We start from the raw sequence: 24,648 nt of genomic DNA on the forward strand, positions 1-24,648 counted from the left end.
GACGCACCTCTGGTGTATCGGTTGTCACGCCAGTGGCATTGCCGAGTAGCTAAGTGCGGAAGAGATAACCGCTGAAAGCATCTAAGCGGGAAACTCGTTCCAAGATGAGATCTGCCGGGGCCTTGAGCCCCCTGAAGAGTCGTTCTAGACCAGGACGTTGATAGGCTGGGTGTGGAAGCGCAGCAATGCGTTAAGCTAACCAGTACTAATTGCTCGTGCGGCTTGACCCTATAACTTTGATCTGTCGATCAAGTGGTTATGCCGGTCGGCGCAATCGAAATAAAGCTGATTTGCTCTATGGATTGGTCGTCTTGCCCGCAAGGCAAGGTGGCAAAAAGTTATGCCTGATGACCATAGCGAGGTGGTCCCACTCCTTCCCATCCCGAACAGGACAGTGAAACGCCTCTGCGCCGATGATAGTGCGGATTCCCGTGTGAAAGTAGGACATCGTCAGGCTACTACAGCGGCGAAGGCCCGGCAGAAATGCCGGGCCTTTTGCTTTTCGGGCGACGAATGCGCCCGGGTCTGCGGAGACTACGCTACGCGCGCACGGGGATGCGACCGTCTAGTCCTGCCTGGCGGCGCGCAGTTCCCGGCGCAGGATCTTGCCCACGTTGCTCTTGGGTAGTTCGTCGCGGAATTCGAAGTAGCGCGGCACCTTGTAGCCGGTGAGGTTCTGCCGGCAGAAGGCATCGACGTCGTCCTCCGTCAGCACGGGGTCGCTCTTGACCACGAACACCTTGATGGCCTCGCCTTGCTTGTCGTCGGCAACCCCGATCGCGGCGCACTCCAGCACGCCGGGGCACATGGAAATCACGTTCTCGAGTTCGCTTGGAAACACGTTGAATCCGCTGACCAGGATCATGTCCTTCTTGCGGTCGATGATGCGGGTGTAGCCGAACTCGTCCATCACCCCGATGTCCCCGGTGCGCATGAAGCCGTCTGCGGTAAACGCCCTGCGGGTTTCTTCCGGCTGCCGGTAATAGCCGGTCATCACGTTCGGCCCCTTGATGCAGATCTCGCCGGCCGCCCCCGGCGCGAGGCTGCGACCGTCATCGTCCTTGATCGCAATCTCGACGCCGGGAAGGGGCAGGCCGATCGTGCCCGAGAACTCGGTGGAGGTGACCGGGTTGTTGGTACCGATGGCGCAGGTTTCGCTCATGCCCCAGCCCTCCACCATCACGCAACCGGTCGCCTTCTTCCAGGCGCGAGCCGTCCCCTCCGAGGCCGCCATTCCCCCCGCCTGCGACACGCACAGTTGCGAGAAATCCGTGCCACGGAACTGCGGGTGCTGCAGGAGCGCGTTGAACAGGGTATTGACGGCCGGCAGCAGGTGAAACGGCCTGCGCTTGAGCGCGCCGATGAAGCTGGCGATGTCGCGCGGATTGGGGATCAGCGTCAGGTGCGCGCCCCAGCGGATCGTCAGCAGGCAGAGCGTCAGGGCGAAGATGTGGTACAGGGGGAGCGCCGCGATGCAGTTGGCCTTGCGGATGTCCCCGACCTTGCCCAGCGCAGGGGTGAACCATGCCTCCGCCTGCAGGATCGCCGCGACGATGTTCCTGTGCGTGAGCACGGCACCCTTGGACAGCCCCGTCGTCCCGCCCGTGTATTGCAGGAATGCCACGGAATCCAGTGTCTGCTGCGCGGGGCGCAGGGCCAGCGAAGCCCCGCGCGACAGCACGCGTGCAAACGGAGTCACCTGGCGCCCGCCGGTAAGCGGCAGCCGGTAAGGCGGCACCATCCTGGCCAGATGCCGTACGGCGAAAGTGATCCAGCGTCCATACCAGAACCCCAGCAGGTCGCCCATGGACGCGATCACGACACGCTGCACCGGCGTATCGTCGATCACTTCGGCCAGCGTGTGCACGAAGTTCTCGAGGATCACGATCGCCGTCGCGCCGGAGTCCTTCAACTGGTGCTGCAGTTCACGAGCGGTGTACAGCGGGTTGACGTTCACGCAGGTGTAGCCCGCGCGCAGGACCGCCGCCATGCTGACCGGGAACTGGGGAATGTCGGGCAACATCAGCGCCACCCGTGCGCCGGCCTCCAACCCCTGGGCCTGCAGCCATGCACCGAGCGCCGCGGATTGCCGGTCCAGTTCGGCGTACGACATCCAGCGCTCCATGCAGACCGCGAAGGGCCGCGTCGCGTTCTTGCGGAACGACTCCTCGAGCAACTGGGCCAGCGACGCATACTGCTCGGGGTCGATCTCGTGCGGGACGCCCTCGGGATAGCTGTGCAGCCACGGTCTTTGCATCGGTGGTCTCCTCTGCGGGCGATTGTCGACAGCCCGCCGGAGGCGGGCTACCGTGCTTGTCCTAGGATGCGCGAGAGCTCCGTCTCGCACACGCCAAGATCCTGCTCGTAAAGCAGCGCGAACAGCGCCTCCTCGCGCTGCTGCACGGTGCCCAGGAAATCCTCGACCGCCCCGCGCCGGCGCGACATCCCGGCAAAGGTGTCGAAACCGGATTCGAGGAAATGCTGCAAGGCACCCAGCCCCGCCGCCGATGCCGGTCCCCGCATCATGCGCAGCATGGTTCGCAGCCCCGGCATGCGCGTCAGCCGGGCGAGTTCCTCGCCGAGCCGGATCACCGAATGGAGCTGGTCTTCGCGTTCCTGCCGCCGGCCCAGCTCCCGCCAGGCGGCGGCGTAGCGCCGGGCGGCGGACTCCTGCTCATCGTGCTGCAGCCACAGGCGGGACATCTGCAGGTCGAGGTCCTCGGTCAGCGCGTGCAGCCTTGCCAAGGCGGCCGCCGTTTCGGCCACGTGGGCAGGAAACAGGGTTTCGATCGCGCCGGCGATGCGCGCGAACTGCTCATCGCGGCGTGCGTAGTCCTTGTCGCCGTACAGCTCTTCGAGAAAGAATGCCGCGGCCGGCTGGTACAGGCCGCCCTGCAGCAGGTCGGCGTAGGTTCCGGCAAAGCGCCGCGACTGCAGCCGCTTGAGCTCGCCCAGCGCGTCCAGCAGCCGCGCATCGCCGGCCGCCGATTGCCGCAGGCTCGCCACGGCGGCGACGGCATCGCGGATGGCGCGGGCGGCTTCCATTCAGCCCTGCAGTCTAACTAGGCGAGGTGCTCTACCGCCGCAGCGCCCACCCTGCCATAGTGATCCGATGCGCAGGAGAAGCTGGCTCAAGCTCGGCGTCGCTGCCACCGTGGCGCTGGCCATCGGCGGTGGCAACGTGGCGCTGCTCGATCCCGGCCTGCGGGACGGCCGGCTCGCCGCTGCGGGCAGGCGCGTGTTCACCCACGTAGGCCGCGGCCTGCTCGAAGGCAGCCTGCCGGCGCAGCCGGCGGAGCACGCCGCAGCCCTGGCCGGCCTGGTCGACCGCGTGGATGCGCTGGTCGCCTCGCTCCCCGCGCATGCCCGGCAGGAGCTCTCGCAGCTGCTTTCGCTCCTGGCCGCCGGATTGGGGCGCCGCACACTCGCCGGCCTTTCCCCGGACTGGTCCGACGCGACCGCCGCCGAGATCCAGCAGGCGCTGCAATCCATGCGCGTTTCCACGCTCTCGCTGCGCCAGCAGGCCTACCACGCGCTGCACGACATCACGGCCGCCGCCTACTTCTCCGACCGCGGCACCTGGCGCCAGCTCGGCTACCCGGGTCCGATCGACATCTGAGACGCCATGAGCCGCCTGCCCGATCCGATTCGTGAAGGCCTGGCGCGGGGCTGGCGCGTGGCGGGCGGCGCCCATGGAGAGCCGCCCGCGCAACTGGGCTGCGACGTGGCCATCATCGGTTCCGGCGCCGGTGCGGGCATCAGCGCGGAGATGCTCGCCAAGGCCGGACTGCAGGTGCTGGTGATCGAGGAGGGGCCGCTCAGGAGCAGCAGCGACTTCCACCAGCTCGAGTCCGAGGCCTATCCGTCGCTCTACCAGGAAAGCGCCGCGCGCAAGACCCGCGACAAGGCGATCACCATCCTGCAGGGCCGCTGCGTGGGCGGCTCCACCACGGTGAACTGGACCAGCTCGTTCCGCACGCCCGTGGCAACGCTGGACTACTGGCAGCGGCACTTCGGGCTGCGCGGGTTCGGCAACGACGAACTGGCGCCCTGGTTCGAGCAGGCCGAACGCCGCCTGTCGATCGGTCCCTGGCTGATGCCGGCCAACGAGAACAATGACCTGCTGCGGCGAGGGGCGGCCCGGCTGGGCATCGCCGCCGCTTCGATCCAGCGCAACGTGAAGGGCTGCTGGAACCTGGGCTCGTGCGGCATGGGCTGCCCGACCAATGCCAAGCAGTCCATGCTGGTCACCACCCTTCCGTGGGCACTGGACCACGGCGCGCAAATGCTGGTCGAGACACGCGCCGACCGGTTCGAGATCGCCAACGGTCGCGTCGCCGCGCTGGTCTGCGTGCCGGCCTCCGGCGAGGGTCAGTCGACGCGGATCACCGCGCGCCACTATGTGCTCGCCGGTGGGGCCATCAACTCCCCGGCCGTCCTGTTGCGATCGCAGGCACCCGACCCCCACGGGCGCCTGGGCAAGCGTACGTTCCTGCACCCGGTGGTGCTTTCGGCCGCCCACTTCGATCGCGAGGTCCGGGGCTGGCAAGGCGCGCCCCAGACGCTCTATTCCGACCACTTCCTGGAGACGCAGCCGATCGACGGTCCGATCGGCTACAAGCTGGAAGCGCCGCCGGTGCACCCGGTGATCTTCGCCTCGACCGTCATCGGCTACGGGACAGCCCATGCCGAACTGATGCGGCAGTTTCCCTACACGCACGTGCTGATCGCGCTGCTGCGCGATGGCTTCCACGAGCAATCGCCCGGCGGCTCGGTGCGCCTGCGCGCCGACGGCTCGCCCGAACTGGACTATCCCTTGACGGAGTTCGTCATGGAAGGCGCGCGGCGTGCGCTGCTCAGCATGATGGAAATCCAGTTCGCGGCTGGCGCGAGGCGGGTGCTGCCCGTGCACGAACTCGCGCAGCCCTATCGCAGCTGGGGCGAAGCGAAGGACGCCGTCGCCACGCTGCCCATGAAGCCGCTGCTGACCAAGGTGGTGAGCGCGCACGTCATGGGGGGCTGCGGCCTGGCGGCCGATCCGGCGCTGGGGGTCACGCGGCCCGACGGCGTGCACTGGCAACTGGACAACCTCTCGGTGCACGACGGCTCGCTGTTCCCGACCAGCGTGGGCGCGAACCCGCAACTGTCGATCTATGGCATCGTCAACCGTCTCGCCCACGGACTCGCCCGCCGGCTCGGCGGCGCCGACGCCCTGCTCGCCTGATGCCCACCCGGTCCCGGCTCGCCCTGCTGCAGAAAGCCACGACGCTCGTCGTGGTGGCTGCGGCCCTCGCCTGGCTGCTTGTGCTCTGGAGTCGCTCGCCGGTCTGGGCCCTTGCGGGCGCGCTGGCCATCCTGTTCATCCATGCCTGGGTGCTCGCCCTGGAATTCCTGCTGTTGCCGCTGGCCAGCGAAGGCGATCCGGCGCCGCGCGCGGGTCCCGGCCAGTTGTTCGGCGCCTGGCTGCGGGAAGTGGCGTTTGCCACCCGGGTGTTCGGCTGGCGCCAGCCTTTCGCCTGGCGCAAGGAGCCCGACCATCTGCAAGGCGAGCCGGGCGCGGTCGGCATCGTCTTCGTGCACGGATTCCTGTGCAATCGGGGCTTCTGGACCCCCTGGCTGCGAGAGGCGCGCGCGCGCGGCCATGCCTTCGTCGCGGTCAACCTCGAGCCGGTGTTCTGCTCGATCGACGACTACTGCGACACCATCGGAGAGGCCGTGGCCCGCGTGCAGGCCGCCACCGGCCGCCCGCCGCTGCTGGTGTGCCACAGCATGGGTGGCCTGGCGGCGCGGGCCTGGATGCGGCGCGAGCGGAGCGGGCACCGCGCCGCACACGTGGTCACCATCGGCTCGCCCCACCACGGGACCTGGCTGGCCCGCTTCAGCCGCATGCCCAACGGGCGCCAGATGCGGGTCGGCTGCGACTGGCTCGCCGCACTGCCGGGCGGCGAGCCGGAGGCCGCACACCTGTTCACCTGCTGGTACACCAACTGCGACAACATCGTGTTCCCGCCCACCACGGCGACCCTGCCCGGTGCCGACAACCGCCTGCTGCTGGGGGCCGCCCACGTGGACCTGGCTTTCCGACCGGCGCTGGTGCAGGAGGTCTTCGCCCTCGCCCGACGCCTCTGAGCGGGCGTGACACCTGCGCCGCCGCGTGAATCAAGTCACAGGAAGCGCCGGCGATATTCACTGGCGGGCGGGCGGCCACCTCCCTAATCTCTGCCCGCCACAAGGAGGGGAGGCCAATGGACACGAACAAGGGAGAAGCGCTGCGTGCCGAGTCGAGGTGGATCTCGCCGGTGCTGCTCGACCTGGTACTGGATGAACTGGCGTATGGCGTGGCCGTCGCCACCGGGGAAGGCGAGGTGGTGCATGCCAACCATGCCGCGCGCCACGAACTCGAGCGCAGGCGGGCGGTCGGCCTGCAGAACGGGCGCCTGCGCGCGCGCTTGCCGGACGACACCAAGGTGCTGCAGGAAGCCCTGGCCAAGGCCGTGGACGGCAAGCGCAGCCTGATCTCGCTGGGCGCCGCCGAATCGGGGCGGGTGAGCCTGGCCGTGGTGCCGGTGCGCCGCAATGCCGGTCCCGGGCCGGCGCACGCCGCCCTGCTGTTCTCCCGCCCCTCGGTGTGTGGGTCGCTGATGCTGTTCTTCTTCGCTCGCAGCCACGCGCTGACGTCCACCGAGGAGAACGTGCTGGCCATCCTGTGCCAGGGCTACTCGGCGCCCGAGGTGGCCGAGCAACTGCACGTGGCGGTGTCCACCGTTCGCAGCCATGTGCGCAGCCTGTGCGCCAAGACCCGCTCGAGCGGCGTGCGCGAACTCGTGAATCGGGTCGCGATGCTGCCGCCGGTCGCCCCGGCACTGCTTTGCGAGGCCATCCACTGAGCACGGCCTTCGCGTTGGCGGGCGGCGGGCCCTCTGCTAGAGTGCCGCCGCACGGAGGCAGGCCACGATGACCACGCTGGACCCGGCGGCGCGCGACCGCCTCTTCTCCTCGCTCTCCCCCAGCATTCGGGCGATGGCCCTGAGGGGCGTCGTGCGCAGCTACCGCAAGAACACGATCCTGGTGCACGAGGGCGAGCGCGGCGACTCCACCTTCGTGCTGCTGCAGGGCAAGGTGAAGGTTTATTCCACCGACGCCGAGGGCCACGAGATCATCTACAGCGTGGTCGGCGCGGGCGACTACTTCGCCGAGATGTGGCTGGACGGTGGGCCGCGTTGCGCTTCCGTGATGACGCTCGAACCCTGCCTGTGCGCCATCGTCGGCAGCGACGCTTTCCGTGAGCAGCTGGCCGGGGAGCCGGCCTTCGCCCAGGAGCTGGTGACCCGCATGATCCGCCGCGTGCGCGAAGCCACCCAGAAGGCACGCGAGCTGGCGCTGCTGGACGTCTACGGCAGGGTGGTGCGCGCGCTGGAGGCTCACGAGGGGCCGGCGGCGCCGGGTCGGCCGATCGTGCTGTCGCCGATCACGCACCAGGCCATCGCCAGCCGTGTCGGCTCCTCGCGCGAGATGGTCAGCCGCCTGCTCAAAGACCTGGAGCGGGGCGGCTACGTGGAGCTGGGCGTCAAGCGCATCACGCTGCAACGCAAGCTGCCGGCGCGCTGGTAGCGCCGGCCTGCAGCAACGGACCCCCGGGCCCAGCGTCACTCCCGGCCGGCTGCACCTTGTAGACGCGCACCGGCTCGCGCACGTGCCGCAACTGGTGCATGCCGCAGTCCACCACGCGCGCGGGCGTGTTCTCGTCCAGCAGGCTGCGAAAGGTGGCGCTGATGCAGACCTCGCCTGGCGTGGCCAGCTGCAATAGCCGGTGGGCCAGGTTGATGCCGCAGCCATAGATGTCGTACTCGTCGACGACGAACTGCGCGACGTGGGCGGCGATGCGCAGGCGCATGTGGTCGTCCTGGCGCAGTTCCGCGTTGATCGCGGCGCAGGTCCGCAGCAACCCGAACGCGGCCTGCACCGCCTGCGCGGGCGTGCGGAACTCGATCAGCAAGCCGTCGCCCGTGCTCTTGTGGATCCGGCCTGAGAATTCCGGCAGCACCTCCTCGCGGATCTCGCGCACGAAGCGCTGCCAGCGCTGGATGTAGCCGCTCTCGTCGACTTCCATCAGCCGGACCGATTCGACCACGTCCAGGATCAGGATGACTCCCGTGAGCCGCACGAACTCGGGCAGGGAGTCTTGGGTCATGGCGGCGGGCGGGCTGGCGACGGATGAGTTTCGAATTGTCACATTGGTGACGATGCGCGCAATCCCTCCGCACGACGCGCGGCCAGTCGGAGGCCGCCCAGCCCTGTCAGAACTGACAGGGTTCTGACAAAAGTCAGCCGTTCAGTGTGGCGGCGGCGCCAGCACGCCCCGCCGCATCTGGTCCAGTTCCATGGTCTCGAAGAGGGCCTTGAAGTTGCCCTCGCCGAATCCCTGGTTGCCCTTGCGCTGGATGAACTCGAAGAAGATCGGGCCGAGCTGGTTCTCGCTGAAGATCTGCAGCAGCAGTTCGCCCGGCTGTCCGTCGACCAGGATGTTGCGCTGCTTCAGCCCTTCCACGTCCTCCTGCAGGTCCGGAATGCGCTTGGGCAGCAGCTCGTAGTAGGTCTCGCTGGTGGTCAGCAGCTGGATGCCGGCCATCTGTAGCGCATCGACCGTCTCCTGGAGGTCGTCCGAGCCCAGCGCGATGTGCTGGATGCCCTCGCCGCGGTACTTGTCCAGGTATTCCTGGATCTGGCCGGCCGTGTCGTTGCCTTCCTCGTTGATCGGGATGCGGATCTTGCCGCACGGGCTGGTCATGGCCTTGCTCCGGACGCCGGTGGCCTGCCCCTCGATGTCAAAGTAGCGGACTTCGCGGAAGTTGAACAGCCGCTCGTAGAACTCCGACCATTCGGCCATGCGCCCGCGGTGCACGTTGTGCGTCAGGTGGTCGATGTAGGTCAGGCCATGGCCGCGCGGGTCCAGCGCCTCCTGCGCGTCCAGGCCCGGCAGCGGCGCGAAGTCGACGTCGTAGAAGCCGATGTTGCCGATGTCGCCCTCGCGCGCGCCGTTCTTGCCGCGCCAGCGGTCCACCAGGTAGATCAGGCTGTCGCCGATGCCCTTGATCGCCGGGATGTTCAGCTCGCCCGGGCCGGCCCGCCCGGCGTAGCCCCAGGCGCCCAGCGAGACGGCCCGCTCGTAGGCCGCCTTGGCGTCCTGCACCCGGAAGGCGATGGCGCAGATGCTGGGGCCGTGCTGGCGGGCGAATCGCTGCGCGAACGAATCCGGTTCCGCGTTGACGATGAAGTTGATGCCGCCCTGCCGGTACAGCACCACGTCCTTGTGGCGGTGGCGGGCGATGGCACGGAACCCCATGCGCTCGAACAGTTCGCCCATGGCCCGGGGGTCCGGCGCGGCGTACTCGATGAACTCGAAGCCGTCGGTTCCCATCGGGTTGTCCCAGGCCGGGGTGGCCTGGGTCGCTTGGGCGGGCAGTGCAGCAATCATGGGCGCCGGTCTCCTGGGGCAACGCAGGCTGCCACTGTAGGGGCCGGCGCGCTCAGTTTTTTGCCGTACGAACGCATGAAACGGCGGGTTCGATCAATAAAATTGCGCCATGCCCGAAGTTGCCGCACTTGACAAGCTCGACAGGGCGATCCTGCGGGCGCTGCAACAGAACGGCCGGGAAACCTATGACCTGATCGGCGAGCAGGTCGGCCTGTCGCCCAGCGCCGTGCTGCGGCGGGTCAAGCGCCTGGAGGAAGCCGGCGTGATCGACCGCTACGTGGCCCTGGTACGGCCTGAAGCGGTCGGGCTGGGATTGACCGCCTACATCAACGTGCGGCTGGAAAAGCACACCGAGACGCACAAGCGCAACCCGATGGACGTGTTCCGCGCCAGCGTGCAGGGCTGGCCGGAAGTGGTCGAATGCGCCGCGCTGACCGGCGAGATGGATTTCCTGCTGCGGGTGGTGGTGCAGGACATGGGCCACTACAGCCGCTTCATCATGGACACGCTGCTCAAGCACCCCAGCGTGCAGGACTGCAAGACCAGCTTCGTGCTCGACAGCGTCAAGGCGACCACGGCCGTGCCGGTGTAGTGCGCGGCGCCGGTTTTTCGCGCATGCGCCGGTCTAGGTAGAACTACCTGCCTTGGCGGCAAGGGCTTCCGTGCGCCGCCAAAGACCTTAAATTGAACCCATGGCTGCATCGAATGAACCGGCCATCGTGCCCATCCGCTCGCTGGGGCCGCGCCACCGCGAGCGCATCGCCGCGCACCTGCTGGCGCTGGACGCCAACGACCGCTACCTGCGGTTCGGCTACTCCGCCACCGACGAGCAGATCCGGCGCCACGTCGACCAGCTCGACTTCGAGCACGACGACATCTTCGGCATCTACAACCGCAAGCTCGAGCTGATCGCGATGGCGCACCTGGCGTTCTCGCGCGATCCGGAAGCCAGCCGCTGCGCCGAGTTCGGCGTCTCGGTGCTGGCCAAGGCGCGCGGCCGGGGGTACGGCCGGCGCCTGTTCGAGCGCGCCGTCGTGCACGCGCGCAACGAGGGCGTGGACCTGCTGTTCATCCATGCGCTCAGCGAGAACAAGGCGATGCTCAAGATCGCGAAGGATGCCGGCGCCAGGCTGGAGCGCTTCGGCAGCGAGACCGAGGCCCACCTGCGGCTGCCACCGGCGACGCTGGACACACGCATGAGCGAACTGGTGGACGAGCAGCTGGCCCAGACCGACTACCGGCTCAAGCAGCAGGCGCGCAGCTTCTGGGCCTTCCTGGCGGGCTTGCAGGAGACCCGGCAGGGCGTGCGCGAGGGCCGGCACAAGTCCGGCAGCTGATCGACGGCGCAGGGGCCCGGGCGGGGCGCGGCAAAAAGCGATTGCGCTATCCTAGTCGTCCCCCAACCACCGCACGTCCTGCATCCCAAGGCTGTGTCCGACCCCCACCCTGCGCGATCCCACGACAAGGAAGATCGTCGCACGTTCCTGCAGAAGGTCGCCGAGTTCATCCATCCGGGCCCGGACTCCCGCGATGAACTGATTTCCACCCTCGCCGACGCCGAAGACAACCAGGTCATCGACGCCGAATCCCGCGTGATGCTCGAAGGCGTGATCCGCATGGCGGACCTCACCGCCGGCGATGTCATGGTGGCGGCGCCGAGGATGGACCTGATCGACATCGACTCTCCCTACGACGAGCTCCTGCACCTGGTCATCGGCACCGCGCACTCGCGCTTCCCGGTCTACGAGCGCGAGCGCGAGAACATCATCGGCATCCTGCTGGCCAAGGACCTGCTCAAGCTGCAGCGCTCGCCGGACCTGAACGTGCGCGCGCTGCTGCGCCCGGCCGTGTTCGTGCCGGAAAGCAAGGGGTTGAACGACCTGCTGCGCGAGTTCCGCGGCAACCGCAACCACCTGGCCGTGGTGGTCGACGAATTCGGCCGCATCGCCGGCCTGATCACCATCGAGGACGTGCTCGAGCAGATCGTCGGTGAGATCGAGGACGAGTTCGACATCGGCGAGGAGGACGGTGACATCTTCGCGCTGGCCGACCGCACCTGGCGCGTGAGCGGCGACACCGACATCGAGCGCGTGGGCGAGGCCTTCGGCGTCACGCTGTCGCCCAGTGACGCCGAGGAGGAGGGCCGCTTCGAGACCATCGGTGGCCTGATCGCGCACGAGATGGGCCATGTGCCGCGCCGCGGCGAAAGCCACCGCATCGGCGGCCTCGATTTCGTCGTGCTGCACACCAAGGGCGGCGCCGTGCGCTGGTTCAAGGTGTCGCCGGCCGCCCCGGACGACCGCGCCGGGTGACCCGCGCGGCCGCGCCCTTGACCTGGGGCGTGCTGGCCCTGGGCGCCGGGCTGGCGCAGGCCGTCTCCATTGCCTGGCCGGGATCGGGGCAGCCGCTGTGGTGGCTCCAGGTGGCATCGCTCGCCGTGCTCGCCGCCACCGTGCTCGCCACCGGTTCGGTGCGGCAGGCGTTGGTCTGCGGCTGGGTCTTTGCCACGGCCTGGCTCGCCGGCACCTTCTGGTGGCTGTTCATCTCCATGCACACCTACGGCGGCCTGGCTGCCCCCCTGGCTGCCGCCGCGGTGCTGGCGCTGGCCGCGTTCCTGGGCTCCTACTACGCGGTGGCCGCCGCGCTGCTGCGCTGGCTCTCGCCCTCCAGCGTGTGGGGGGGGGCTGGCGCGTTCGGCGCGCTGTGGCTGCTGGCGGAACTGCTGCGTGTCGAATGGTTCACCGGCTTCCCGTGGGGCGCTGGCGGCTACGCCCACGTGGCGGGGCCGCTGGCCGTCCTGGCGCCCTGGGTGGGTGTCCATGGCATCGGTTTCGTCGCGGCGGCGCTCGCATTTGCCTTGTCGCGGTTGCACGTGTTGCGCCGCTCGCGCCTGTACTGGGCCGGACTTGCCGGCGCAACCCTGGTGCTGGCCGCTTGTGCGCAGGTCGAAACCAGCCACGGCGAGTCTGCCGGTGCGCCCCTGTCGGTGACGCTGCTGCAGGGGAACATTCCGCAGGACGAGAAATTCGAGCCGGGCAGCGGCGTACCGCTCGCGTTGCAGTGGTACGGGCAGCAACTGCAGGACAGCCGCTCCAGCCTGACGGTGGCGCCGGAAACCGCCATTCCCCTGCTGCCGCAGCAGTTGCCGGAGGGTTTCTGGCAGGCCCTGGCCGGCCGCTTCGGCCAGGGCACCGGGCAGGCGGCCCTCGTCGGCCTGCCGCTGGGCAGCTTCGAGCAGGGTTACACCAATTCGGTGGTGGGCCTGAAGCCGGGTGCGCAGGCCTACCGCTACGACAAGCACCACCTGGTGCCGTTCGGCGAATTCATCCCGCCCCTGTTCCGCTGGTTCACCGACCTGATGAACATTCCGCTGGGCGACTTCAACCGCGGCGCCGTGGGCCAGCCTTCGTTCGAGTGGCAGGGGCAGCGGCTGGCCCCCAACGTCTGCTACGAGGACCTGTTCGGCGAGGAGCTGGCCAGGCGCTTCGTCGATCCGCAGCAGGCCCCGACGGTGTTCGTCAACGTGAGCAACATCGGCTGGTTCGGCGACACGGTGGCCATCGACCAGCACCTGCACATCAGCCGCATGCGCGCGATCGAATTCGCGCGCCCGGTGATCCGCGCGACCAACACCGGCGCCACCGCCATCATCGACCACCGCGGCCGGGTGACGCATGCGCTCTCACGCTTCACCCGCGGCGTGCTGACGGGCACGGTCCAGGGCCGCGAAGGCGTGACCCCGTACGCGTGGTGGGTTTCGCGCCTGGGCCTGTGGCCGCTCTGGCTGCTGGGGCTTGCTCCTGTTTTCGCAGCACTGCTGCAGCTTCGCAGGAGGGCGGCCACTTAAAATCGGTCCAAATGCTCACCTTCCAGCAAATCATCCTCAAGCTGCAGGCGTACTGGGATGCCCAGGGTTGCGCGCTGCTGCAGCCCTACGACATGGAGGTGGGCGCCGGCACCTCGCACACCGCCACCTTCCTGCGCGCGATCGGTCCCGAGCCCTGGAAAGCCGCCTACGTGCAGCCCAGCCGCCGGCCCAAGGACGGCCGCTACGGCGAAAACCCCAACCGGCTGCAGCACTACTACCAGTACCAGGTGGTGCTCAAGCCGGCGCCGGCCGACATCCTCGAGCTGTACCTCGGCTCGCTGACCGCGCTGGGATTCGACCTGAAGCAGAACGACATCCGCTTCGTCGAGGACGACTGGGAGAACCCCACGCTCGGCGCCTGGGGGCTGGGCTGGGAGGTCTGGCTCAATGGCATGGAGGTGACGCAGTTCACCTACTTCCAGCAGGTCGGCGGCATCGACTGCAAGCCGGCCACCGGCGAGATCACCTACGGCCTGGAGCGGCTGGCCATGTACCTGCAGGGCGTGGACAACGTCTACGACCTCGCCTGGACCGAAGGCCTGAGCTACGGCGACGTGTACCTGCAGAACGAGCGCGAGCAGTCGGCCTACAACTTCGAGCACAGCGACGCGGCCTTCCTGTTCACGGCCTTCGGCGCGCACGAGAAGCAGGCGCAGCACCTGATGGAGCAGCAACTGGCGCTGCCGGCCTACGAGCAGGTGCTCAAGGCGGCGCATTCCTTCAACCTGCTGGACGCGCGCGGCGCGATCAGCGTCACCGAGCGCGCCGCCTACATCGGCCGCATCCGCAACCTCGCGCGCAGCGTGGCGCACAGCTACCTGCTCAGCCGCCAGCGGCTGGGGTTCCCGATGGCGCCCCCGGGCTGGGCCGAAGCCGCCACCGCGAAGATGGTGGCCGACAAGCTGCTGGAGGCCGCGTGATGGCCGCTGCCAACCTGCTGGTCGAACTGCTGGTCGAGGAGCTGCCGCCCAAGGCGCTGAAGAAGCTGGGCGAGGCGTTCGGTGCCACGCTGCTGGAGCAGCTGAGGGCGCAAGGCCTCGCCGGCGACGATTCCGTCCTGACGCCGTACGCCTCGCCGCGCCGCCTGGCCGCGCACGTCACGCAGGTGGCCGGTCGCGCCGCCGACCGGGCGGTGTCGCAGAAGCTGATGCCGGTGAGCGTGGGCCTGGACGCGCAGGGCCGGCCGACGCCGGCCCTGCTGAAGAAGCTGCAGGCCGTGGGTGCCGACGCCTCCGCCGTGGCGGGCCTCCGGCGCGCGGTCGACGGCAAGGCCGAAGCCCTGTTCCACGAGAGCACCGCGCGCGGCGCCACCCTGGCCGAGGGGCTGCAGAAGGCCCTGGCCGAAGCCATCGCGCGGCTGCCGATCCCCAAGGTCATGACCTACCAGCTGGCCGATGGCTGGACCGACGTCAGGTTCGTGCGGCCGGCACATGCACTGGTCGCGCTGCACGGCAGCGAGGTGGTTCCGGTCGAGGCCCTGGGCCTGCAGGCCGGCCGCGTGACACAGGGCCATCGCTTCGAGTCGGCCGGAGCGGTCACGGTGCCCGATGCGGACGGGTACGCCCGCGTGCTGCGCGAGCAGGGCGCGGTGATCGCCAGCTTCGAGGAGCGCCGCGCCGAGATCGCGCGCCAGATTGCCGCCGCCGCCGAAAAGGTCGGTGCCGGCGCCCGCGCGATCGAGGACGACGCCCTGCTCGACGAAGTGACCGCATTGGTCGAGCAGCCCAACGTGCTGACGTGCCAGTTCGAGCGCCAGTTCCTGGAAGTGCCGCAGGAGTGCCTCATCCTCACCATGAAGGCCAACCAGAAGTACTTCCCCCTGCTGGACACGCGTGGCAAGCTCACCCACCGCTTCCTGGTGGTGAGCAACGTACGCCCCGAAGACCCGGGCGCCGTGATCGGCGGCAACGAGCGCGTGGTGCGCCCGCGCCTGGCCGACGCCAAGTTCTTCTTCGACCAGGACCGCAGGAAGCCGCTCGAGTCGCGCGTGGAGGGCCTGGACAAGGTGGTCTACCACAACAAGCTGGGCAGCCAGGGCGAGCGGGTCGAGCGCGTGCGCGCGCTGGCCAAGGTGATCGGCGCGCAGATGGGCAGCGACGAGCTGGCCGTGCACGCCGACAAGGCGGCGCGCCTGGCCAAGGCCGACCTGCTGACCGACATGGTCGGCGAGTTCCCCGAACTGCAGGGCACCATGGGCCGCTACTACGCGCTGGCCGACGGCGTGCCGGCCGGGATGGCCGACGCGATCGAGGACCACTACAAGCCCCGCTTCGCCGGCGACAGCCTGCCGCGCGGCGAGGTGGGCATCGCGGTGGCGCTGGCCGACAAGCTGGAAACCCTGGCGGGGCTGTTCTCGATCGGCCAGCTGCCCAGCGGCGACAAGGATCCGTTCGCGCTGCGGCGCCATGCACTGGGCATCGTGCGCATGCTGCTCGAGCGCGACCTGCCCCTGGACCTGGACCAGCTGATCGCCGAATCGCTGGCGCTGTTCCCCCAGGCGCCGGCGGGCACCGGGGCCCAGCTGGCCGACTTCATCTACGACCGGCTGGCGGGCCTGCTGCGCGAGCAGGGCTACACGGCGCAGGAGGTCGACGCCGTGCTGGCCCTGCGGCCGCAACGCCTGGGCGACATCGGCAAGCGCCTGGCGGCGGTGCGCGCGTTCGCGGCCCTGCCCGAGGCGGCGGCACTGGCCGCCGCCAACAAGCGCATCGGCAACATCCTGAAGAAGGCGGACGGGCCGGTGGATCCGCATGCGAGCGAAGCGCTGCTGCGCGAAGCCGCCGAGAAGGCGCTGCACGCCGCCATGCGCGAAACCGCGCCGGCCGCGCAGGCGCAGTTCGAGGCGGGCGACTACACCGGCTCGCTGCAGACGCTGGCGGCGCTGCGCGCGCCCGTCGATGCCTTCTTCGACGGCGTCATGGTCAATGCCGAGGAGACCGACCTGCGGCTGAACCGGCTGGGGCTGCTGGCCACCCTGCACAAGGCCATGAACCGGGTGGCCGACCTGTCGCGGCTGGCCGGCTGAGCACGCGCGTCGCATGAAGCTCGTCATCCTCGACCGCGACGGCACCATCAACGCCGACAGCGACGACTACATCAAGTCGCCACAGGAATGGGAGCCGCTGCCGGGCGCGCTGGAAGCGATCGCCCGGCTGAACCACGCCGGCTGGCGCGTGGCGATCGCGTCCAACCAGTCGGGACTGGGCCGCGGCCTGTTCGACGTGGCCTCGCTCAACGCCATGCACGCCAAGATGCACAAGCTGCTGGCCGTGCACGGCGGGCGCGTCGACGCCATCTTCTACTGCCCGCACACGCCGGAGGACGGCTGCGGCTGCCGCAAGCCGATGGCGGGCCTGTTCGAACAGATCGGCGAGCGCTTCGGCGTGGAGCTCAAGGGCGTGCCCGTGGTCGGCGACGGGCTGCGGGACATGCAGGCAGCCGCGGCCGTCGGATGCGAGCCGCACCTGGTGCTGACCGGAAAGGGCGCCGAGTTCCGCGGCCGCGCGCTGCCGGACACCTTCCCGCCCGGGACCCGGGTGCACGAGGACCTGGCGGCGTTCGCCGAATACCTGGTGGGGCGGCCGGCGCCGCGTCCCCAGGCCTGAGCATGGTGGCGTTCCTGCGCTCGGCGCTGCACGCGCTGTGGATGCTGGTGACGGTGGTGCCCTGGGCCCTCTGGATGGTGGTCGCCTCGCTCTGGGCCAGTGGCGAGGAGATGTACTGGAAGGCGGTGCGCTGGCTGCGCTGGCAGGTCGGCGCGGCGCGCCTGCTGTGCGGCATCGAGGTGCGCGTGACGGGCATGGAGCACCTGCCGGACGGCAGGACCAGCCCCGCGATCCTGCTGGTCAAGCACCAGTCGACGCTGGAGACCTTCCTCATGCCCACGCTGATGCCGCACCCGCTGGCCTACGTGTTCAAGCGGGAGCTGATCCACATCCCCTTCTTCGGCTGGGCGATCGGCCGCATGGACATGATCCACATCGACCGCCGCAAGCGCGCCCAGGCCTTCAACCGGGTGGTCGAGCAGGGCAGGCGCCTGCTGGCGCAGGGCGTCTGGATCATCATGTTCCCCGAGGGCACGCGCATTCCGCGAGGCCGGCAGGGCACCTACAAGACCGGCGGCACCCGCCTGGCGGTGGCGACGGGGGCGCCCGTGGTTCCGGTTGCGGTGAGCTCGGCCAAGGTCTGGCCGCGCAAGGCGTTCATCAAGCGGCCCGGACTGGTCGATGTCGTGATCGGGCGGCCAATCCCCAGCCAGGGCCGCGACCCGGACGAACTGATGCGCGAGGTGGAGGCCTGGATCGAAGCCGAAATGCGCCGGCTCGATCCCGAAGCCTACCGCTAGCAGCGAGCCGGCGCGCGCTGCCTATACTGCCGCCCGTGCTGAAGTTCCTGCAGCTCACGCTCGATTTTCTCGATGGCGCGCCCGGCCAGCGGCCGGCAGCGCCCGCCGCCCCGGCGCCTGTTCCTGCGGAGCCCGCCACGCGGCCCGGGCCGCCCGCCCCGCCGGCCGAGCCGCTGCACGCCGTGCTGGCGCCGGCCACCTTCCACCATCCGCGCGCCAACCGGCAGGCCACCCTGGCCGGCACCTTCGTGGCCTACGAATTCCGCCGCCGCCGGCGCCGCAGCATCGGTTTCCTCGTCGGCGCCGAGGGCCTGACCGTCAGCGCGCCGGCCTGGGTGCCGCTGCGCGAGGTCGATGCCGCGGTGCAGGAGAAGTCAGGCTGGATCCTGGCCAAGCTGCAGGCGGCGCGCCAGCGCCGCGACCAGCTGGAGTCGGCCCGCATCGAGTGGAAGGACGGTGCGTGCTTTCCGTTCCTGGGCGAGCCGGTGATCGTGGTGCTGGACCCCCGCCGCGGCACGGGTGCCGTGCTGAACACCGAGGCGCAGGCGTTGCCCGGCGTGCCGCGCCTGACGCTGCACGTCGGGCTGCCGCACGACGCGGCCGCCGAGCAGATCCGCGACGTGGTGCAGGCCTGGCTGATGCGGCAGGCGCGGCGCCTGTTCACCGAGCGGCTGGACCATTTCGCACCGCAGCTGTCGGTGCAGTGGCGCAAGCTGGCCTTGAGCAACGCCGGCACGCGCTGGGGCACGGCGCACTCGGACGGCACCATCCGGCTGAACTGGCGGCTGGTGCACTTCCGCCTGCCGGTGATCGACTACGTGGTCGCCCACGAGCTGTCGCACCTGCGGGTGATGGACCACAGCCCGAAGTTCTGGGACACGGTCGCCACCGTGGTGCCCGACTACGCGCAGCTGCGCGGCCAGCTCAAGGACGAGGCGCTGCCGGGCTGGTAGATGGCGAACGACGGACGGCCCCGTCATTCGTCGTCCGTCATGCCTTCGCGAACCGCCAGACGCGGTCCGCGCCGCGCTCGCGCCGCAGCTCGCCCCGGTACCACAGCGCATGCAGGTGCGCCACCGCTTCGCCCATGGCGAAGGTGGTCTGGTGCAGGTCCAGGGTGCGCTTGAACAGCACCGGCAGCATCTCGGCCGCCGAGCGGGGTCGCTGGGCGCAGGCCTGCAGCACGTCGGCCAGGCGCTCGCGGTGGTGCTCGTGCAACTGCTCGATGCGGCGGTGCAGCCCGGTGAACGGCTTGCCGTGCGAAGGCAGCACCAGCGTGTCGGCCGGCAAGCGGCGCAGCCGGTCGATCGAGGCCAGGAACAGCCGCAGCGGGTCCGATTCCGGCTCCACGTCGTAGACGCTGATGTTGGTGGAGATGCGCGGCAGCACCATGTCGCCGCTGACCAGCACCTTCAGCTCGGGACAGAACAGCGAGATGTGCTCGGGCGCGTGGCCATGGCCGGCGATGCACTGCCAGTCGCGGCCGCCGATGCGGACCACGTCGCCGTCCTGCAGCCGGCGGAAGCTGCGCGGCACGTCCGGCACCATGCTCGGGTAGTAGCCGGCGCGGGCCCGGATCTTCTCGATCGCGTCCGGATCGGTGAGGCCGTGCGAGGCAAAGAAATCGGCGGCCGCGGCGCCGCCGAAGCCGGTCGTGCTTTGCGACGCGACCCGGGCCGCATTGAAGTCGGTGGCGCTGATCCAGAGGCGGCAGGTGTGCTCCGCGGTGGTCCAGCGCCGGCACAGCCAGTGCGCCAGGCCGATGTGGTCGGGGTGCATGTGCGTGACGATCACGCGCAGCACCGGCAGCCCCTCCAGCGAGGAGGCGAACACCTCTTCCCACTGGGCCTTGGCCTCGTCGCGGGTGATGCAGCAGTCCACCACGCTCCAGCCTTGCCGGCCGTCCAGCTCGTCCCGCATCAGCCACAGGTTGATGTGGTCCAGCGCGAACGGCAGCGCCATGCGGATCCAGCGCAGGCCCGGCGCGACCTCCAGCGTCCGGCCGGGCGGCGGGAGGGCGTCGCCCAAGGGGTAGTTCAGCTGTGCTTCCTGCGGATTCATGGGGGTCCTGCGGTCCGTTTTGAATTGACGTTGACGTAAACGTCAGATGTAATCGCCATTCTAGGGACCCTCCGCCGCGCGTCCCTGTCCCCCGCCGTACAGCCCGTCGAATGGCCATCACCTACACCATCAGCGATCTCGCCCGCGAATTCGACCTCACCACCCGGGCCATGCGCTTCTACGAGGACATGGGGCTGCTGCAGCCCGAACGGTCGGGGCCGGGTGGGCGCAACCGGGTCTACAGCGCGCGCGACCGCACCCGGCTGAAGCTGACGCTGCGGGCCAAGCGGCTGGGACTGTCGCTGTCCGAGGCGCGCGAGCTGATCGACATGTACGACAGCCCGCGCGACACCGGCCCGCAACTGCGCAAGTTCCTCGCGATCCTGGCGCAGCATCGCAAGCAGCTGGAAGAACAGCTGGGCGACCTGCAGGCGAACCTGGACGAGGTCCGGGAACACGAGCGCGAGGCACGCACCCTGCTGGGGCGGATCGAGAAAGAAAGCCCGCGCGCGCGGCAGGCATAATTGACGTTTACGTAAACGTCAATGCGTGCCATGGTCGCCAACGACTTCCAGCCCCTGGATCCCGAGTTCGAATCCCGCGTCCGGGCCAGCTTTGCGCGCCAGACCGCCATGCAGACCCTGGGCGCCAGCATGGTCCGCGCCGAACCGGGCGAGGTCGAGATCCAGTTGCCCTGGGCCGCGCACGTGACCCAGCAGCACGGCTTCGTGCACGGCGGCATCGTCGGCGCCGTGCTCGACTCGGCCTGCGGCTATGCCGCCTCCACGCTGATGCCCGCGGACGTGGGCGTGCTGAGCATCGAATACAAGGTCAACTTTCTGGCGCCGGCCAAGGGCCAGCGTTTCCGCATGGTCGGGGCCGTGGTCAAGCCGGGCCGCACGATCAGCGTGGTGGAAGGCCGCGCGTATGCACTCGACGAAGGGCGCGAGAAGCTGGTGGCGACGATGAGCGCGACCATGATGGCGGTCGGCGGCCGCGAAGACATCAAACACTAGAGCAGCACAAGGAGCACCCATGAACCTGCCGGGCCTGAATTTCCAGTTGGGCGAAGACATCGACGCGCTGCGCGAGGCGGTGCGCGCCTTTGCCGAGGCCGAGATCGCGCCGCGCGCCGGCGAGATCGACCGCAGCGACCAGTTCCCGGCCGACCTGTGGCGCAAGATGGGCGAGCTGGGCGTGCTGGGCATCACCGTGCCCGAGGAATACGGCGGCGCCAACATGGGCTACCTGGCGCACATGGTGGCGATGGAGGAGATCTCGCGCGCCTCCGCCTCGGTGGGCCTGTCGTACGGCGCGCACAGCAACCTGTGCGTCAACCAGATCAAGCGCAACGGCAGCGAGGCGCAGAAGAAGAGGTACCTGCCCAAGCTCATTTCGGGCGAACACGTCGGGGCACTGGCCATGAGCGAGCCGGGCGCCGGCAGCGACGTGATCTCGATGAAGCTCAAGGCCGAGGACAAGGGCGGCTACTACGTCCTCAACGGCAGCAAGTTCTGGATCACCAACGGCCCCGATGCCGACACGCTGGTGGTCTATGCCAAGACCGAGCCGGAGCTGGGTGCCCGCGGCGTCACTGCCTTCCTGATCGAGAAGACCATGAAGGGCTTCTCGATCGCGCAGAAGCTCGACAAGCTGGGCATGCGCGGCAGCCACACCGGCGAGCTGGTGTTCCAGGACGTCGAGGTGCCGGCCGAGAACGTGCTGGGCGCGGTCAACGGCGGCGCCAAGGTGCTGATGTCCGGCCTGGACTACGAGCGCGCCGTGCTGGCGGCCGGGCCGATCGGGATCATGCAGGCGGTGCTCGACAACGTGGTGCCCTACATCCACGACCGCAAGCAGTTCGGCCAGAGCATCGGCGAGTTCCAGCTGATCCAGGGCAAGGTGGCCGACATGTACACCGTGCTGCAGGCGGCGCGCGCCTTCTGCTACACGGTCGGCAAGAACCTCGACATGTTGGGCGCGGAGCACGTTCGCCAGGTGCGCAAGGATTGCGCCTCGGTGATCCTGTGGTGCGCCGAGAAGGCCACCTGGATGGCCGGCGAGGGCATCCAGGTGTTCGGCGGCAACGGCTACATCAACGAGTACCCGCTGGGGCGCCTGTGGCGCGACGCCAAGCTCTACGAGATCGGCGCCGGCACCAGCGAGATCCGGCGGATGCTGATCGGGCGGGAGCTGTTCGCCGAGACGATGTGATCTCCCGGGATCCATGGCATCCCTTAGGTACGACTACGCAAGCACTGGATTCCCGCAGCCCGCGGGAATGAGCTGAAAGGACAATACGGCATGCCCGACATCCAGGAACTCTTTGCTCACAACCGCGCCTGGGCCGCCCGGATGGAGACCGAGCGCCCCGGTTTCTTCAGCGGCCTGCAGAAGCAGCAGCGCCCGCAGTACATGTGGATCGGCTGCAGCGACAGCCGCGTGCCGGCCAACCAGATCACCGGGCTGGAGCCCGGCGAGGTGTTCGTGCACCGCAACGTGGCCAACGTGGTGGTGCACTCCGACCTGAACGCGCTGTCGGCGATCCAGTTCGCCGTCGAGATGCTCAAGGTGCGCCACATCATGGTGGTGGGGCACTACGGCTGCGGCGGCGTGCAGGCGGCGCTCAACGACATGCGCATCGGCCTGGCCGACAACTGGATCCGGCACATCCAGGACGTGCGCGACCGGCACCGCGGCATCCTGGCGAACGTATCGCCCGAGCAGCGCACCGACACGCTGGTGCAACTGAACGTGATCGAGCAGGTCGTCAACCTGTGCGTCAGCACGGTGCTGGCGGACGCCTGGGCCAAGGGGCAGCAGGTGGCGGTGCACGGCTGGGCCTACGGCATCCACGACGGGCTGCTGCAGGACCTGCACATGGACGTGACCAGCGCGCAGGAGCTGGAGCCGCAGTACCGGGCCGCCATCCGCGCCGTGGTCGACGCGCGGCGCTGATCGCGCCGGCAGCCACGCGAACAGACCCATGTTCCCGCAGCGGCTGGACTCCACGCTCGCCTACGACATCGCCAAGGCGATGCTCGACGGCTTCAACCGGCACTACCGGCTGTTCCGGCTGGAGTCGCAGCGCGCCAAGCACCGCTTCGAGACCGCCGACTGGCACGGCCAGCAGCGCGCCCAGCGCGAGCGCATCGAGTTCTACGACCTGCGGGTCAAGGAAGCGGTGGCGCGGCTGGAAAAGGAGTTCAAGGCCGGCGAGCAGCCGATGACGGTCTGGCACCAGGCCAAGCTGCACTACATCGGCCTGCTGATCGACCACCACCAGCCCGAATGCGCCGAGACCTTCTTCAACTCGGTCACCACCAAGATCCTGCACCGGACCTATTTCCAGAACGACTTCATCTTCGTGCGGCCGGCCGTCTCCACCGAGTACATCGAGAACGACGAGCCGGCGGCCACGCCCACCTACCGCGCCTACTACCCGATGCGCGACACGCTGCACGAGAACATCGTGCGCATCATCACCAACTTCCAGCTGCGCCGCCCGTTCGAGGACCTCGACCGCGACGCCCGCCACGTGCTGGAGGCGATGGGATCGCGCCTGGCCCACGTCAAGCTGCGCGCCAACTTCCAGATCCAGGTGCTGTCGTCCCTGTTCTTCCGCAACAAGGGCGCGTACGTGGTGGGCAAGCTGATCAACGGGTTCAACGAGGTACCGTTCGCGCTGCCCATCCTGCACAACGAGGACGGCAAGCTGGTCATCGACGCCTGCCTGTTCGGCGAAGACGAGCTGCTGATGCTGTTCTCCTTCGCCCGGGCCTACTTCATGGTGGACATGGAGATCCCGGCCGCCTACGTGCAGTTCCTGCGCTCGCTGATGCCGCGCAAGCCGCGCTCGGAGCTCTACAACGCGCTGGGGCTGGCCAAGCAGGGCAAGAACCTCTTCTACCGGGACTTCCTGTTCCACCTGAAGCACTCCAGCGACAAGTTCCGCATCTCGCCCGGCATCAAGGGCATGGTGATGCTGGTGTTCGATCTGCCGTCCTTTCCCTATGTCTTCAAGCTGATCAAGGACTTCTACCCGCCGCAGAAGGACACCACGCGCGAGCAGATCAAGCGCAAGTACCTGCTGGTCAAGCAGCACGACCGGGTCGGCCGCATGGCCGACACCTGGGAGTACAGCGAGGTGGCGTTCGACCGCGACCGCTTCGAGGAAGGCCTGCTGGACGAGATCCGCCGCTTTGCGCCCAGCCAGCTGGAGATCGGCGACCGCGACCGCGACGGGCACGAGGAGGTGGTGATCAAGCACCTCTACATCGAGCGGCGCATGATCCCGCTGAACATCTACCTCAAGGAGGCGATCGACGCCGGCGCGCACGAGCAGGTTGAGCGGGCGGTGATCGAGTACGGCAACGCGATCAAGGACCTGGTGGCGGCGAACATCTTCCCGGGCGACATGCTGTGGAAGAACTTCGGCGTCACCCGCAACGGCAAGGTCGTGTTCTACGACTACGACGAGATCGAATACATCACCGACTGCCACTTCCGCGAGGTGCCGGCGGCCCGCACCGAGGAGGACGAGCTGTCCGGCGAGATCTGGTACCCGGTCGGCCGCAAGGATGTGTTCCCGGAAACCTTCGGGCCTTTCCTGCTGGGCAACCCCGCCGTGCGCGAGGTGTTCCTGAAGCACCACGGCGACCTGCTCGACGCGAAGTTCTGGCAGGCCCACCAGCAGCGCATCCGCGCCGGGCACGTGGAAGACGTCTTCCCGTACGACCAGGACAAGCGCTTCGCGCAACTGGCCGAGGCGACGGTCGCATGAGACACCCTGTGTCAACCCCCCGCTGTTTGAAGCAGCAGTTTGGCCCCGCCGTGGCGTGCCGGATCGTAGGGTTTGTGGTCCTGCCAGGCGCGCCAGATCACGCGCAGCCATGCTCT

24 protein-coding genes and 2 rRNA genes are annotated in these 24,648 nt (G+C 68.8%); 21 read left to right on the forward strand and 5 right to left on the reverse strand.

Annotation, left to right across the window (positions count from 1 at the left end; genetic code table 11):
- Both V6M57_RS07595 and rrf read left to right on the forward strand, forming a co-directional pair.
- Nucleotides 1-230: ribosomal RNA gene (locus V6M57_RS07595) — 23S ribosomal RNA — on the forward strand; the annotation flags it as partial.
- Nucleotides 231-343: 113 nt separating this feature from the next.
- A 5S ribosomal RNA gene (gene rrf / locus V6M57_RS07600) occupies nt 344-456 on the forward strand.
- A 109-nt stretch (nt 457-565) separates the two neighbouring features.
- Here rrf and V6M57_RS07605 read toward each other — a convergent pair.
- Together V6M57_RS07605 and V6M57_RS07610 are read right to left on the reverse strand one after the other, a co-directional pair.
- Nucleotides 566-2,257, reverse strand: a complete 1,692-nt coding sequence (locus V6M57_RS07605) for an AMP-binding protein (RefSeq protein ID WP_332814385.1) — start codon at nt 2,255-2,257, stop codon at nt 566-568.
- Between the two features lie 47 nt (nt 2,258-2,304).
- Nucleotides 2,305-3,045 (reverse strand): FFLEELY motif protein, encoded by a 741-nt coding sequence (locus tag V6M57_RS07610; protein ID WP_332814386.1) that lies wholly within the window; start codon nt 3,043-3,045, stop codon nt 2,305-2,307.
- Nucleotides 3,046-3,112: 67 nt separating this feature from the next.
- Between V6M57_RS07610 and V6M57_RS07615 the strand changes: the two genes are divergently transcribed.
- From V6M57_RS07615 to V6M57_RS07635, 5 genes are all read left to right on the forward strand, one after another.
- Nucleotides 3,113-3,619, forward strand: a complete 507-nt coding sequence (locus tag V6M57_RS07615) for a hypothetical protein (RefSeq protein ID WP_332814387.1) — start codon at nt 3,113-3,115, stop codon at nt 3,617-3,619.
- A gap of 6 nt (nt 3,620-3,625) precedes the next feature.
- A complete protein-coding gene (locus V6M57_RS07620) occupies nt 3,626-5,224 on the forward strand; it encodes a GMC family oxidoreductase (RefSeq protein WP_332814388.1) in 1,599 nt (532 codons plus the stop codon).
- Nucleotides 5,224-6,129: an esterase/lipase family protein gene (locus V6M57_RS07625; protein WP_332814389.1), complete on the forward strand. Its 906-nt coding sequence runs from the start codon at nt 5,224-5,226 to the stop codon at nt 6,127-6,129. The genes V6M57_RS07620 and V6M57_RS07625 overlap by 1 nt, the downstream gene beginning before the upstream one ends.
- 116 nt (nt 6,130-6,245) lie before the next feature.
- On the forward strand, nt 6,246-6,887 hold the full coding sequence (locus V6M57_RS07630) for a helix-turn-helix transcriptional regulator (protein WP_332814390.1): 642 nt from the start codon (nt 6,246-6,248) through the stop codon (nt 6,885-6,887).
- Nucleotides 6,888-6,954: 67 nt separating this feature from the next.
- On the forward strand, nt 6,955-7,611 hold the full coding sequence (locus V6M57_RS07635) for a Crp/Fnr family transcriptional regulator (RefSeq protein ID WP_332814391.1): 657 nt from the start codon (nt 6,955-6,957) through the stop codon (nt 7,609-7,611).
- Here V6M57_RS07635 and V6M57_RS07640 read toward each other — a convergent pair.
- Nucleotides 7,577-8,191, reverse strand: a complete 615-nt coding sequence (locus V6M57_RS07640) for an adenylate/guanylate cyclase domain-containing protein (RefSeq protein WP_332814392.1) — start codon at nt 8,189-8,191, stop codon at nt 7,577-7,579. The genes V6M57_RS07635 and V6M57_RS07640 overlap by 35 nt on opposite strands.
- Before the next feature lie 141 nt (nt 8,192-8,332).
- The gene (gene hppD / locus V6M57_RS07645) at nt 8,333-9,475 is read right to left on the reverse strand and encodes a 4-hydroxyphenylpyruvate dioxygenase (protein WP_332814393.1); all 1,143 of its coding nucleotides are present in this window, start codon (nt 9,473-9,475) and stop codon (nt 8,333-8,335) included.
- Between the two features lie 109 nt (nt 9,476-9,584).
- Between hppD and V6M57_RS07650 the strand changes: the two genes are divergently transcribed.
- The 9 genes from V6M57_RS07650 (at nt 9,585) to V6M57_RS07690 (ending at nt 18,641) form a co-directional block, all read left to right on the forward strand.
- Nucleotides 9,585-10,067 carry an Lrp/AsnC family transcriptional regulator gene (locus V6M57_RS07650; protein ID WP_332814394.1) on the forward strand — a complete coding sequence of 161 codons (483 nt, stop codon included), beginning with the start codon at nt 9,585-9,587 and terminating at the stop codon, nt 10,065-10,067.
- Nucleotides 10,068-10,167: 100 nt separating this feature from the next.
- On the forward strand, nt 10,168-10,812 hold the full coding sequence (locus tag V6M57_RS07655; protein WP_332814395.1) for a GNAT family N-acetyltransferase: 645 nt from the start codon (nt 10,168-10,170) through the stop codon (nt 10,810-10,812).
- A 93-nt stretch (nt 10,813-10,905) separates the two neighbouring features.
- The gene (locus V6M57_RS07660) at nt 10,906-11,787 is read left to right on the forward strand and encodes an HlyC/CorC family transporter (protein WP_332814396.1); all 882 of its coding nucleotides are present in this window, start codon (nt 10,906-10,908) and stop codon (nt 11,785-11,787) included.
- Nucleotides 11,784-13,322, forward strand: a complete 1,539-nt coding sequence (gene lnt / locus V6M57_RS07665; RefSeq protein WP_332814397.1) for an apolipoprotein N-acyltransferase — start codon at nt 11,784-11,786, stop codon at nt 13,320-13,322. Before V6M57_RS07660 ends, lnt begins: the two co-directional genes overlap by 4 nt.
- 11 nt (nt 13,323-13,333) lie before the next feature.
- The gene (gene glyQ / locus V6M57_RS07670; RefSeq protein ID WP_332814398.1) at nt 13,334-14,263 is read left to right on the forward strand and encodes a glycine--tRNA ligase subunit alpha; all 930 of its coding nucleotides are present in this window, start codon (nt 13,334-13,336) and stop codon (nt 14,261-14,263) included.
- Complete coding sequence (gene glyS, locus V6M57_RS07675) at nt 14,263-16,368, forward strand: glycine--tRNA ligase subunit beta (RefSeq protein WP_332814399.1); 2,106 nt, start codon at nt 14,263-14,265, stop codon at nt 16,366-16,368. Before glyQ ends, glyS begins: the two co-directional genes overlap by 1 nt.
- Before the next feature lie 13 nt (nt 16,369-16,381).
- Nucleotides 16,382-16,948: a D-glycero-beta-D-manno-heptose 1,7-bisphosphate 7-phosphatase gene (gmhB, locus tag V6M57_RS07680; protein WP_332814400.1), complete on the forward strand. Its 567-nt coding sequence runs from the start codon at nt 16,382-16,384 to the stop codon at nt 16,946-16,948.
- 5 nt (nt 16,949-16,953) lie between these two features.
- The gene (locus V6M57_RS07685) at nt 16,954-17,688 is read left to right on the forward strand and encodes a lysophospholipid acyltransferase family protein (protein WP_332814408.1); all 735 of its coding nucleotides are present in this window, start codon (nt 16,954-16,956) and stop codon (nt 17,686-17,688) included.
- Nucleotides 17,689-17,723: 35 nt separating this feature from the next.
- The gene (locus V6M57_RS07690) at nt 17,724-18,641 is read left to right on the forward strand and encodes a M48 family metallopeptidase (RefSeq protein ID WP_332814401.1); all 918 of its coding nucleotides are present in this window, start codon (nt 17,724-17,726) and stop codon (nt 18,639-18,641) included.
- Between the two features lie 37 nt (nt 18,642-18,678).
- Here the strand turns inward: V6M57_RS07690 and V6M57_RS07695 are convergent, their stop codons facing one another.
- Nucleotides 18,679-19,749 carry an MBL fold metallo-hydrolase gene (locus tag V6M57_RS07695; protein WP_332814402.1) on the reverse strand — a complete coding sequence of 357 codons (1,071 nt, stop codon included), beginning with the start codon at nt 19,747-19,749 and terminating at the stop codon, nt 18,679-18,681.
- 110 nt (nt 19,750-19,859) lie between these two features.
- On the opposite strand from V6M57_RS07695, the gene V6M57_RS07700 reads away from it, so the two are divergent.
- The 5 genes from V6M57_RS07700 to aceK all read left to right on the forward strand — a co-directional run bounded on the left by V6M57_RS07700 (nt 19,860) and on the right by aceK (nt 24,532).
- Nucleotides 19,860-20,273 carry a MerR family transcriptional regulator gene (locus tag V6M57_RS07700; RefSeq protein WP_332814403.1) on the forward strand — a complete coding sequence of 138 codons (414 nt, stop codon included), beginning with the start codon at nt 19,860-19,862 and terminating at the stop codon, nt 20,271-20,273.
- A 30-nt stretch (nt 20,274-20,303) separates the two neighbouring features.
- Entirely contained in the window at nt 20,304-20,765 is a 462-nt protein-coding gene (locus V6M57_RS07705; RefSeq protein WP_332814404.1) for a PaaI family thioesterase, read from the forward strand.
- Between the two features lie 19 nt (nt 20,766-20,784).
- Nucleotides 20,785-21,963: an isovaleryl-CoA dehydrogenase gene (locus V6M57_RS07710; RefSeq protein ID WP_332814405.1), complete on the forward strand. Its 1,179-nt coding sequence runs from the start codon at nt 20,785-20,787 to the stop codon at nt 21,961-21,963.
- Nucleotides 21,964-22,053: 90 nt separating this feature from the next.
- Nucleotides 22,054-22,707: a carbonate dehydratase gene (gene can, locus V6M57_RS07715; RefSeq protein WP_332814406.1), complete on the forward strand. Its 654-nt coding sequence runs from the start codon at nt 22,054-22,056 to the stop codon at nt 22,705-22,707.
- A 28-nt stretch (nt 22,708-22,735) separates the two neighbouring features.
- Entirely contained in the window at nt 22,736-24,532 is a 1,797-nt protein-coding gene (gene aceK / locus V6M57_RS07720; protein WP_332814407.1) for a bifunctional isocitrate dehydrogenase kinase/phosphatase, read from the forward strand.
- Nucleotides 24,533-24,648 lie beyond the last annotated feature (116 nt).

The organism is Ramlibacter sp. (assembly GCF_036676645.1).
Classification (GTDB): Bacteria; Pseudomonadota; Gammaproteobacteria; order Burkholderiales; family Burkholderiaceae_C; genus Ramlibacter.